This window comes from Pontibacter sp. HJ8 (genome assembly GCF_054824225.1).
Window position 1 is genome coordinate 1 of record NZ_JSYF01000077.1, and the last position, 11,901, is coordinate 11,901.

The following is an 11,901-nucleotide window of genomic DNA, read 5'->3' on the forward strand; positions in this document are numbered from 1 at the left end:
CGGGCACATCCAGTATCTTCTTCAACCCCGGTGCGATGAGTTATCAAACCTTCGACAGAGGTGGTATAACGGTGGGAGGCAGCGGCATTATGTCTAAAATTGCCTACAGTGCGCCGGAATCTTATGATGTAACAGCCAAAACTGATAACCCGACAGGAACTCCTTTTCAGGTATACGCCGTGTATGGCATCACTGAAAAGCTGAAGGCTGGTTTGGGTGTGTATACGCCATTTGGTAGCACTGTGGAGTGGGGTAATCAGTGGAGCGGTCGTTACGGCCTCAGCCAATTGCAACTCCAGGCTATCTACATACAGCCGACAGTGAGCTATGCTATAACCGATAAACTAGGTATAGGCGCAGGCCTGACCTATGTAGTGGGCAGTGTGAACCTGCAGCGTGCTGTGCCTGTACAAAATCAGGATGGTACCGAAGGTTCTATTGAGCTTGATGGCAGTGCAGAATCCGCCTGGGGCTTCAACGCAGGTATATTCTTCCAGGCAACTGAGAAGTTTTCGGTTGGTCTGAACTATCGCTCACAGGTTGACCTGAAGGTTGAGAATGGAGAGGTTATGTTCAGCAATATCCCGGCAGCGGCCAGTGCCAGTTTCCCGGAAGGTACTTTGTTCAATGCCGAGCTGCCAATGCCGTCAACCCTTTCATTGGGCTTAGGCTTCCAGGCCAGCGAAAAGCTTCTGTTGGCAGCCGATGTGAGCTACGTTGGATGGGATGCTTACAAAAGCCTTCGCTTTGATTTCAGCAAGCCTGTCGGACGCCCGGCGCCTGAAGGACTTGTATCTGAAAGCGGCCGAAATTATGACAACGCCTTCATTTATCGCCTTGGTGCAGAGTATAAAGTGACGGACGCATTGGCCCTGCGTGGTGGTGCTTACCTGGACAAAACGCCTGTACAGGATGGTTACCTGACACCTGAAACGCCTGATGCGGATTCCCGCGGTCTTTCTGCCGGTATAGGTTATACTGTCTCCGACAACATCAGTCTCGATGCTTCTTTCCTGTACATCAACAAGAAAGAAAGAACAGACGCCGCTAACCTTTCAAATGGCATCGCTGGCACATACAAGTCTGTTGCTTATATCCCTGGTATCGGTCTGAACTTTACATTCTAATTTTTCTCTTTAAAAGAATATGAAAAAGTTTTTCTATAAATCCAGTACGCTTGCTCTTCTGGCAGGTGTGCTACTGACGAGCTGCGAAGCTGAGATCGATACTCCTTCTTCAAGTGCAGGGCAGGCAGATTTTACCTCTTACATTGCGGTAGGTAACTCCCTGAGCGCCGGCTACGCTGATGGTGGCTTAAGCCGTAAGGGCCAGCTTGCCTCAATCCCAGGCATACTGGCGCAACAGTTTGATCTTGTAGGTGGTGGCGAGTTCACACAGCCTTTGTTTACTGAAGAGCAGTCAAACGGATCTGGTTATTTGAGGTTGGCCGGTTTTACTCCACAAGGTTCACCCATTACAGCCCCGGTTACAGATAAGCTGGCGGTGCGAGGGCTCAACGACAAAGGTGCTCCGCTCTACACGAAATTCACAGGAAACGTTAGGAATCTGGCTATCCCAGGTATAAAAACATCAGATGTGCAAACTGTCGGCTATGGCAGTACGCAAGGCAACCCGTTTTTTGAGCGCCTGACTGATAACCCCGGACAAACCTATGTGCAGTATGTACAGGCACAGGCGGATGCAGCGAAGCATACCTTTTTCAGCGCATGGATGGCTGAAAACGATATCTTGGGATATGCGACTTCTGGTGGTGCGTTTACAGACCGTGCAATTACCCCGGTTGGTGATTTTGACAGGAATTTCACAGCCTTACTCAATGCATTACAACCTGCTAATCAAAAAGGCATATTGGTTACGGTGCCTGATGTTACGACTATACCCTTTTTTACAACCGTAGGCCCCTCTGTTAAACAGGTGCTCGCAGCGAATAATATACCTGGTATGGTAGCGCTAACAGGAACCGGTAGAGACCGTACTCAATTTGCAGCAGCCCAGATCAACGTAGCGGATAAAGGGGTATATTTCCCGCTGACTGCTGCTGCCTATATTCCATTGGTGGGTCAGCCGACAGGAAAATACTGGAGAGACCTGGCTAAACAGGCAAGCCCAAGCCAGGATCGGGTAGTCGTAAGGCTTACTTTAGCCGGTCTTCTGGCAAATTATGCAATTGACACTACGGCTATGTTTGGCCTTTCAGCCGGCAACCCATTGCCAAGTGCTTTGCTACTGGATGCTACAGAACAAACCAATGTAAAGACAGCCACAGATGCGTATAATGCCATCATCAAAGCGCAGGCTGAGGCCAGAGGTCTCGCCCTGTTTGATGCGAACGCATACTTTAAGTCAATCCTTGGTGGCTTTGCAGCGAATAACGTAAGCTACTCGCCTGCTTATATCACCGGTAACCTGTTCTCACTGGATGGTGTTCATCCAACACCACGCGGCTACGCAATTCTGGCGAACGAAATGATCAAGGTGATCAATTCGAAGTATACTGCGAATGTACCACAGGTGGACGTTACACAATATGATACTGTGCTGTTTCCGAAATAAGGAACAGAAGGTATAGCAACAAAAAGGGGCCTCTCGCAAGAAAGGCCCCTTTTTATTTTGTGCTGTTGTAGAGCAGTTCGGTTACGGAAGTTTCGACAAGCAGGTATAGGCGAAGGTATACGTTGCCGCTCCTTGCCTGCTGTTTATGTCCGCAGCTAGGTATAGGTTTTCTGAAAGCAGCCCCTGCTATACCTTAATGCGCCTCCAGCCAGTTTTTGCCAACCCCCAGGCCGATCTCCATCGGCACGCTCAGAGGCAGGGCATGGGTCATCAGTTCCACGATCTTCGGTGTCACGATCTCTACCTCCTCCTTGGGCACATCGAAGAGCAATTCGTCATGCACCTGCAGGATCATGCGGGTGTCCAGTTTCTCGTGGCGCAGGTAGTCGTGTATGTTGATCATCGCGATCTTGATAATGTCGGCGGCTGTGCCCTGTATAGGCGCATTGATGGCGTTGCGCTCGGCAAAGCCCCGGATGGTAGCGTTGCGGGAATTGATGTCGCGCAGGTAGCGGCGGCGGTTGAGCAGCGTCTCGACATACTCCTGCTCCCGGGCTTTCTCTATGGTAAGGTCCATGTACTCCTTCACGGCCGGAAACTCCTCAAAATAAGCTTCGATGATGTCAGCGGCTTCGCGGCGAGGTATAGCCAGGCGCTCCGACAGACCAAAGGCAGAGATACCGTAGATGATGCCGAAGTTGATCGTCTTGGCTTTGCGGCGCATTTCGCTACTCACCTGGTCCAGCGGCACATGGAATACTTTGCTGGCAGTAGAGGCATGGATGTCGATCCCGTTGCGGAAAGCTTCCTTCATGGTAGGGTCGCCGCTAAAGTCAGCCATAATACGCAGCTCGATCTGGGAATAGTCGGCCGATATGATCAGGTGTTTGCTGTTGCGGGGCACAAAGGCCTTCCGGATCTCACGGCCCCGCTCCGTCCGGATCGGGATGTTCTGCAGGTTGGGGTTGGTGGAGCTCAGGCGGCCTGTAGCGGTCACAGCCTGGTTAAAGGAAGTATGCACCCGCCCGTCGAGCTCGCACACCAGCTGTGGCAAAGCATCTACGTAAGTTGATTTCAGCTTGGAGAGTTCCCGGTGGTCCAGGATCAGGCGCACGATCTCATGCTCACCCGACAATTTGGAGAGGATCTCCTCCCCGGTCGCATACTGCCCTGTTTTCGTTTTCTTGATCTTGGATTTGCCGTGCAGCTCGAGCCGGTCGAACAGAATTTCGCCCAGTTGCTTCGGCGAACCGATGTTGAATTCTGTTCCGGCCAGTTCAAATATGCGGATCTCAATCCCTTTGATATCCTGCTCCAGCTGGGTAGAGAAGTCGGCCAGTGCATTGGCATCAATGGATATACCTTCTTTCTCTATACCTGCCAGCACCTGCACGAGCGGGTTCTCCACTTCGTTGAAGAGCTTCATCAGGCCCTGCTCCTGCAGCAGTGGCTCAAAATAGAGCTTCAGGCGCAGCGTAATGTCCGCGTCCTCGCAGGCGTAGTCCTTTACCTCTTCCGGCTTGAGGTCGGCCATGCTGAGCTGGTTCTTTCCTTTCGGGCCGATCAGATCGGTAATCGGGACCGGGCTGTAATGGAGGTAGGTTTCGGCGAGCACATCCATGTTGTGGCGCATTTCGGGCTCCAAGAGGTAGTGTGCCAGCATGGTGTCAAAGATCGGTCCGTTTATTTCGATGCCGTAGTTCTTCATCACCAGGATGTCATACTTGATGTTCTGTCCGATCTTGGCAATGCTGGGGTTTTCCAGCACATCCTTGAATTCTGCCGCTATTCGTCGGGCTTCTTCCGGGTCGTTCGGTGGCACCGGCACATAATAGGCTTCACCGGGCAGGTAGCTGAACGACATACCCACCAGGCTGGCTGTGATCGGATCGATGCTGCTGGTCTCAGTATCAAAGGAGAACTCCTGCTGCTTCTGCAGGTACCGGATCAGGCTCTGGCGCAGTGCCGGCGTATTGATCATGTGGTAGTCCTGCCGCGTGGTGTTCAGCGTCTGCATCGGATGTTGCAGCACGTATGCGTCGCCTTCCGAAACAACAGCGGTTTCTTCGGTTGCTGCCGCTGTGTCAAAAAGAGACGTCTGCTGCTGGTTGGCGGCTCTGGCTTTACGCGCTACCGGTCTTGCTGCCGGCGCATCGGCCATCGTCTGGCCCAGCACGCGCTGCAACAGCTGCCTGAACTCCAGCTCAGCAAACAACTCGGCCAGTTGCTCCTCGTTCGGTCCGTCGTAGTGCAAAGCTTCCGGGCTGAAGGGCAGGGGCACATCGCGGTGTATGGTAGCCAGCTCCTTGGACATCATGCCCTGATCGGCGAAGTTAATTATATTCTCCTTTTGCTTGCCTTTCAGCTGGTCTGCATTGGCGATCAGGTTCTCGACAGAGCCGAATTTCTGGATCAGCGTTTTGGCGGTTTTCTCACCGATGCCCGGTATACCTGGTATGTTGTCTACGGCGTCGCCCTGCAGGCCCAGGATATCGATCACCTGCTCTACACGCTCGATTTCGAACTTTTCCAATACTCGTTGTACATCCCATACCTCCACGGCATTGCCCAGGAAGGCTGGCTTGTAGAGGAAGATGTGCTCGTTCACTAGCTGGCAGTAGTCTTTGTCCGGCGTCATCATGTACACATCAAAGCCGTCCTTTTCGGCTTTGCAGGCCAGCGTACCGATGATATCATCGGCCTCGAAGCCATCCAGAATGAGTACGGGTATGTTGAAGGCCTCTACAATTTTTTTGCAGTAAGGTATAGCCAGTGAGATATCTTCCGGCATGGCCTGGCGGTTGGCCTTATACGCGGCGAAGTTGTCGTGGCGGAAGGTCTTAGCAGCCGAGTCGAAGGCTACCCCGATATGGGTGGGCTTCTCTTTCTGGAGCACTTCTACCAGCGTGTTGGTGAAGCCCAGCGCAGCTCCGGTGTTCATGCCTTTGGAGTTGATGCGCGGGTTTTTGCTGAAGGCAAAGTGTGCCCGGTAGATCAGTGCCAGTGCATCCAGCAGGAAAAGTTTCTTTCTTGGTTCGCTCATGTTATAAAGGTAGAAGCTGTCGGCTTCATGTGCAAATATGTTCACGCTGCAGCCGGATAATGTCTGACCGGCTCAGGTTACCTGTAAAGACGGCGCTGCCTGAACTTGGTTTCTTGCCTAGCAGCAACCCAATTATCGGCGCTATACCTGCTGCGAAGGATAAGCAGATTTTCTTGCATAAATTTTATATAGGACTATTTTTATATAGCCTAATCTTTAGTAAGTTAGCAACCAGTTTAGAAAACAACTTAATCAATTTTTAGCACACCGTTTATGAGTAATTTTTTAGCAAAAGGAGTGGTAATGTGCCTGGCTCTTTTGATGGGGCATGCTGTGGCGTACGGGCAGGACATTATTATCAAAAAGAGTGGAGAGGAAGTGACCGGGAAAGTGGTCCGGGTAGATACCGACACCATTCATTACCGCATGTTGAGCGATGCCAAAGGTCCTTTGTATTATGTGCTGAGGCAGGATGTGGCACAGCTGCAATTGGCGACCGATCCGGGACAAAAACAACTGAGCCAGCTGCCGGCAGTGAACGCCGGAACCGATGAGTATGCCACTGCTGCGACAGGCAGAGCAGGCATTGCCAAAAGCAGTACCTACAGTGATGCCGAAATGGTGTACAAAGGGCGACAGGATGCCCTGATCTACTACAAAGGCCAGGGACCACTTTGGGGCACAGCAGGCGCTACGTTCCTGTTTCCGCCTGCAGGTCTGGTAGTAGGCGTCGTAACGGCTGCAGTGCCGCCTAACATTGACGCTACCTTCAACCCGAATGTGCAGCTGATGCAGGAACCGGTATACCGCCAGGCATTTCAGAAGCAGGCCAACCGGCGTAAAGTAGGAAAGGCCGCAGCGGGCTTTGGCATTGGCTTCGGGTCGCTGCTTGTACTGGCCCTGATGGTAGGAGCCCAGTAACGAACCTACAGGTATAGCGAACCCACCTGCCAGGATGCACTGTTTGCGACAGGCTCCCGGCAGGTGGTTTTTTATTTAAAAGCAGTAGGACTGCTCTCCCTCCTCCTGCCAGTTGGGGACTTCAGATCGAATACATCTTATACCTGCTGTAGCAATAACTCCCCAATGTGTGGAATTTGCTCTACACTGCTTTTGCCATTCCACACTTTGCGTATTTCAGGTTTTTTTATAAGTATTTGTCTGTCAATTATATAGAATATATTGATTCTGTGGCATGGTTTTGCCTAGTAGCAGTAGCAACAGAATAAAGACATTTAGCTACAAAATAAAACTATGAAAAAAATAACATACCTGGCAGCTGCTATAGCGTTTTTTGCATTTACTTCAGTAGATGCGCAGGCTCAATCAGACAAGAAAAAGTCTAAGAAGAAGCAGGCAACAGAGCAAACCGAAGTACAGACCGAAACCCAGGCAGAGACTGCCACTCAGATAGGTGCCGAGCAGACTCAAACGGAGACGCAAACACAAACTGCAACCCAGACTCAAGCTCAAACAGGAGCTCAGGGCCAGAACGAAAAGCGTGAAGCCATTACGCAGGAAGAACTTCCGGATGCTGTCAAGCAGGCGCTCACGGCACAGGCATTCAGTGCCTGGAAGGTAACGGAGGTGTTCCGTATCACTCCTAATGCGAATGCGGCCGGTGCCAATGCACAGGGTACAGCCAACCAGGCAGAGCAGGCAGCCCAGAACTCACAGGCTCAGGCTGCGCAGGCCAGTGCTCCAAGTCAGGCTACCAAAACAGTATATGAAATCTTCTTTACCAATGAGCAGCAGCAAGATGCCAAAGTGCGCATCGATGAACAAGGTAACATTATAAGAGAACAAAAATAAGCCAAAAGGTCCGATATTATTAACCTGATATCGTAGAAGGGAGCCTCCGCATTGCGGAGGCTTTTCTTTTTTATACCTATACCATAGCACTGTGAATCAGCTTTATCCGTTGATCAAGTGCCGCTGCGTTAAACCTAAAATGAAAGGTTCAGTAAACAGGCAGTGGTAAAGCAGTTCTGGCGGGTTTGGGAGCTAAAATTTTCGGACCTGACCCGAAGCTGCGTATATTGCTTATAATTATGCCAAAGATTCTCCTGATCGACGACGACCCTACTTTTTGCCTGATGCTAAGCACTTTTCTGAAGCGCCAGCACTACGAGGTAAAAACTGCCTATACGGCCAACGAAGGCCTCAAACTACTGAAAGCAGAGCCGTTCGAACTGGTGCTGACCGACTTCAGGCTCCCCGATAAGAACGGGCTGGAGCTGCTGGAGCAGATCCGGGTGCTGACGACCGAAGTGCCCGTCATACTCATGACCCATTACGCGGATATCCGGACAGCCGTGAAGGCCATCAAGATGGGCGCGTTCGAGTACCTGGCCAAACCCATCAACCCGGATGAGACCCTGCTCACCATCAAGAAAGCATTGAGCCGGAACACCCGGAGCGGGGAAGTGAGCGAATCCACGATACCGATGCGAAGCAGCTTTTCCTTTGTGAAAGGGGCCAGTCCGCAATCGCTGCAGCTGGAGGAATACATTGCCCTGATCGCGCCCACCAGCATGTCGGTGATCATAGAAGGGGAAAGCGGGACAGGCAAGGAGTATGTCGCCCGCAAGATACACCAGAGCAGCAAGCGCCATAACAAACCTTTTGTAGCCATTGACTGCGGGGCCTTGTCCAAAGAACTGGCCGGCAGCGAACTCTTCGGCCACGTAAAAGGATCCTTTACAGGCGCCATGGCGGATAAAGAAGGGCAGTTTGAAGCAGCCAATGGCGGCACCCTCTTTCTGGATGAGATCGGTAACCTCTCGTACGAGATACAGGTGAAGCTGCTGCGGGCCATACAGGAGCGCAAAGTAAAAAAGATCGGCAGCAACACGGATCTGGACGTGGACGTGCGCATCATCGCGGCTACCAACGAGGACCTGGTGCAGGCCGTGAGCCGTGGCGAATTCCGGGAAGACCTCTATCACCGGCTCAATGAGTTCAAGATCAACATTGCGCCTCTCCGGGAGCGGCATGCCGATATCCTGATTTTCGCGGAGTTTTTTCTGGAAGTTGCCAACCACGAACTGGAGCGGCACGTCCATGACTTTGACGCCGCTGTTACGGTGGCGCTGGAGAGGTATAGCTGGCCCGGCAACCTGCGGGAGCTGAAGAATGTCGTGAAGCGGGCGGTGCTGCTGGCCAAAGGCGCTGAGATAACCTTAGAGGACCTGCCCCCTGAAATCGCCTATCATATACCTGAACCCACCACCATCGTCGCCCAGCCAGATGCCACCCGGGTGGCACCTGTCACCGACCTGCGCAGTGCCACGGAACGGAGCGAAAAAGAGCTGATCCTGGATATGCTGGAACGGGTGAAGTATAACAAGTCAAAAGCGGCGCGCCTGCTGAACATAGACCGGAAAACGCTCTATAACAAAATGCGCCAGTACAACATAGATGCTTAGGCGATAGCCGCTTCCTGCACGCGCATCTCTTCCAGTTCTGCTTCGAGCGCTGTGAGTACCTGATCGGCGTCCTCCCGGAGCTGGCCTGCCAGGGCAGGTATGTGCTCTACTGTTGGCTGTTGCTGGTGCAGGAGCTGCTCCAGCGTGTCGAGCGCCGGCAATACGGTATACGCCTGCAGGTGCCGGAATGCCGTTTTCATCTTGTGCGCCAGCTCACCTGCCGCTGGCCAGTTTTGCGTTGCTACTGCTTCCTGCAGCTGTATGAGGCTCTGGCGATGGTCTGCCACGAGCACCTCCAGTATCGCCAGCAACGCTTCCGTATCGTCTCCTGCAAAAGTCCGGATCTCTTCCAGGGTATAGAGCTGCTCTGTCGCCGTTACTGTCTCGTGGAAGGCCAGCGCTGGCATGGCAGGGGCAGTGGCCGTATGGGCGAGCGCTTTGCTTAACTTCCGGTGCAGGTCCTGCTCCGTAAATGGTTTGAGGAGGTAATCTGAGATGCCGGTCTTGGCAAAGAAGCGCCTGTTGCTGCTCATGATGTTGGCCGTTAGGGCAAGTATAGGCACGGTTGCATTTTCTTTGCGAATGGCGCGGGCCACCGCTTTCCCGCTCATGCCCGGCAGCTGTATGTCGGTCAGCACCAGGTCAAATTGTTTTCTCTGGATGGCCTGCAGCGCCTCCTGTCCGTCATTGGCCAACTGTACATGCATCTCCCATCGTGTCAGGATCAGCTGACACAGCGTACGGCTATACGCATCGTCATCGATCACCAGCACGGATTTTCCGGCCAGTACATCCGTCGCTTCCGGCTGCTGTGGCTGAGGAAGCAGCTCATCCCCTAAAGTAGTTGGAGCAACCCGCTGCAGCGGCAGTACGATAGTAAAGGTGGTGCCCTGGTTAGGCGTGCTGCGAAGCGTCAACGAACCTTCCTGCATTTCTACCAGCTTCTTGCTGATCGACAAACCCAGCCCGGTGCCGCCATACTTTCGGATAATGGAGTCATCTGCCTGGTTAAACTCCCCGAAGACGTGGGCCGTCTGCTCCATGGGTATACCTATACCTGTATCCGATACTTCGAGGAGGACTACTGCCCTGTTGCGTCGCTGTGTCTTCAGGCGGCATGCTACATGCACTTGGCCGTCGTGGGTGAACTTGATGGCATTGTCCACGAGGTTGAACAGCACCTGCTTCAGGCGCAGTGAATCGCCGAGCAGATGACCCTGCAGCTGCGGATCCAGCGTACAGCTGAAACCTATCCCCTTGGTGGAAGCCTTCAGCTGAAAAGCCTGCTCGACTTCGGCCAGGAGCTGTCGCAGCTCGAAGGGAGCCACGTGCAGGTGCAGTTTGCCGGCTTCCAGTTTGGAGAGATCGAGTACGTCATTGACGATGTGGAGCAGGTGCTCCCCGGCACTGCGGATCGCCTGCAGGTGTTCCTGTTGTTGCGCCTGCAACGCGGTATGACCCAACTGCTCGGAAAAACCCAGCACCACGTTGAGCGGCGTCCGGATCTCATGGCTCATGTTGGCCACGAAAGACTCTTTTGCCCGGGCCAGCTGGATGGCTTCTTTGCGGGAGCGCTTCAGTTCTGCCTTGTACCTGCTGCTGCGGGTCAGGTCGCGCAGGATGATAAAAATAAAGGCGATGCCGCTTGCCAGGCCAAAAACGCCTACCAGCAGCAGAATGAGCGAGGTCTTGCGGGCTACTTCCTGCGCTTGCGCGGAGCTTCGCCTGGCCTGCTGCAGCTCGCGCTTCTCCAGGTCATAGATCATGCCCCGGATCTGGTCCATGATCTGCTTGTCCTGCTGCAGGAGCACCATTTCTTTGGCGATCAGCGCCTCCTCCTGCTTCTGTACCTCCCGCTGCACATTATGCAGTATATTCCGCACCCGGGCAATCGGTGCCATCTGGGTAGAAGCGACCTGGCTGGTATCGGTCGTGTACTCCTGCTTCACATTAATTTGGGGAAGGAGGACGGGCTGCGGAGGATCCTGGGTATTCGTTTTGCTGCCGGAGCGTTTTGAAAATATCCTGCTGAAAAGACCTTTTTTGCTTTCCTGTGCTTGTTCGTCCTCCTTTGGCGCCTCAGCGTCCTCATTGAAAGCCAGCCGATCGGAGATAGTAGTAGTAGTGCGCTGGTTGATGGTGGTGGTTGTGGGCTGGGCCGAGGCGGATGAGGTGATCTGACGGAGCGCCTTGTCGGAGTAGTCGTTTCGGCTACGGCGCTGCTTTTTCAGCGCCACGTGCTGCTCCATGCTTTTCTTCTTGGCCAGCAGCAGGTTAGAAATAGAATCGATTTGTGCCAGCTCCGTAGGATTGTCCTGCATGAGGGTGCGCAAGGTGTCGATCTGGCTGTTGATCGTTCCCAGATTTTCGAGGTAATTCTTGAAGTGGCGGTCTTCTGTTGTGAGGGTATAGGCCCGGATAGAGCTTTCGGCAGTCGCCATGTCGGCCAGCGTATGCTGTAGCTTGGCCAGCTTGGTGTTCGGCTGCGAGAGTACGGTAACAGAAGTCAGTAACTGCGTAAAGCTGTTGTAGGTCAGGTAGATAGCAATGGCGACGACAGAAAGCGCCAGCGTAAACCCGATAACAACTTTTGCTTTGGTGTTTTCTTTGGTAATTATCATGTTTTACAGGCTGCCTCCCGAATTTTGGAGGAGAAAAAATCAGGTATTACTTCTCCCTTAACGTGAAACAGATGAGAATGATATACTTTCTGTAACAACAGGTATAGGAGAAGGGATAGCCAGCTAGACTTATCAGCCTGTGTTGGCTGCTAAAATAAGTAGCTGCAGGAGATGCTTTCAGGTATAGGTATAGCAGGTCACAGGGCCTCGCAGTGTGCGCAGCTCCTGCGAGTGT

At 52.9% G+C, this 11,901-nt stretch carries 7 protein-coding genes; 5 read left to right on the forward strand and 2 right to left on the reverse strand.

Going from position 1 to position 11,901, the window contains the following annotated elements:
• A partial coding sequence (locus OB13_RS04700) for an OmpP1/FadL family transporter (RefSeq protein WP_461488989.1) occupies positions 1-1,127 on the forward strand: 1,127 nt, incomplete at its 5' end.
• Positions 1,128-1,146: 19 nt separating this feature from the next.
• Positions 1,147-2,574: an SGNH/GDSL hydrolase family protein gene (locus OB13_RS04705; RefSeq protein WP_461488990.1), complete on the forward strand. Its 1,428-nt coding sequence runs from the start codon at positions 1,147-1,149 to the stop codon at positions 2,572-2,574.
• A gap of 193 nt (positions 2,575-2,767) precedes the next feature.
• On the opposite strand, the gene polA is transcribed toward OB13_RS04705, so the two are convergent.
• Complete coding sequence (polA, locus tag OB13_RS04710) at positions 2,768-5,617, reverse strand: DNA polymerase I (protein WP_461488991.1); 2,850 nt, start codon at positions 5,615-5,617, stop codon at positions 2,768-2,770.
• Between the two features lie 273 nt (positions 5,618-5,890).
• Here polA and OB13_RS04715 point away from each other — a divergent pair, with 273 nt between their 5' ends.
• The 3 genes from OB13_RS04715 (at position 5,891) to OB13_RS04725 (ending at position 9,045) form a co-directional block, all read left to right on the forward strand.
• A complete protein-coding gene (locus tag OB13_RS04715; protein ID WP_461488992.1) occupies positions 5,891-6,538 on the forward strand; it encodes a hypothetical protein in 648 nt (215 codons plus the stop codon).
• Positions 6,539-6,871: 333 nt separating this feature from the next.
• On the forward strand, positions 6,872-7,429 hold the full coding sequence (locus OB13_RS04720; RefSeq protein WP_461488993.1) for a hypothetical protein: 558 nt from the start codon (positions 6,872-6,874) through the stop codon (positions 7,427-7,429).
• Positions 7,430-7,668: 239 nt separating this feature from the next.
• Positions 7,669-9,045: a sigma-54-dependent transcriptional regulator gene (locus OB13_RS04725; protein ID WP_461488994.1), complete on the forward strand. Its 1,377-nt coding sequence runs from the start codon at positions 7,669-7,671 to the stop codon at positions 9,043-9,045.
• Here the strand turns inward: OB13_RS04725 and OB13_RS04730 are convergent.
• Positions 9,042-11,666, reverse strand: a complete 2,625-nt coding sequence (locus OB13_RS04730) for an ATP-binding protein (RefSeq protein ID WP_461488995.1) — start codon at positions 11,664-11,666, stop codon at positions 9,042-9,044. The genes OB13_RS04725 and OB13_RS04730 overlap by 4 nt on opposite strands.
• Between the last annotated feature and the right edge of the window lie 235 nt (positions 11,667-11,901).

Coding starts and splice junctions, on each gene's coding strand:
- OB13_RS04705 (WP_461488990.1), top strand. CDS start 1,147: ATGAAAAAGTTTTTCTATAAATCCAGTACGCTTGCTCTTCTGGCAGGT.
- polA (WP_461488991.1), bottom strand. CDS start 5,617: ATGAGCGAACCAAGAAAGAAACTTTTCCTGCTGGATGCACTGGCACTG.
- OB13_RS04715 (WP_461488992.1), top strand. CDS start 5,891: ATGAGTAATTTTTTAGCAAAAGGAGTGGTAATGTGCCTGGCTCTTTTG.
- OB13_RS04720 (WP_461488993.1), top strand. CDS start 6,872: ATGAAAAAAATAACATACCTGGCAGCTGCTATAGCGTTTTTTGCATTT.
- OB13_RS04725 (WP_461488994.1), top strand. CDS start 7,669: ATGCCAAAGATTCTCCTGATCGACGACGACCCTACTTTTTGCCTGATG.
- OB13_RS04730 (WP_461488995.1), bottom strand. CDS start 11,666: ATGATAATTACCAAAGAAAACACCAAAGCAAAAGTTGTTATCGGGTTT.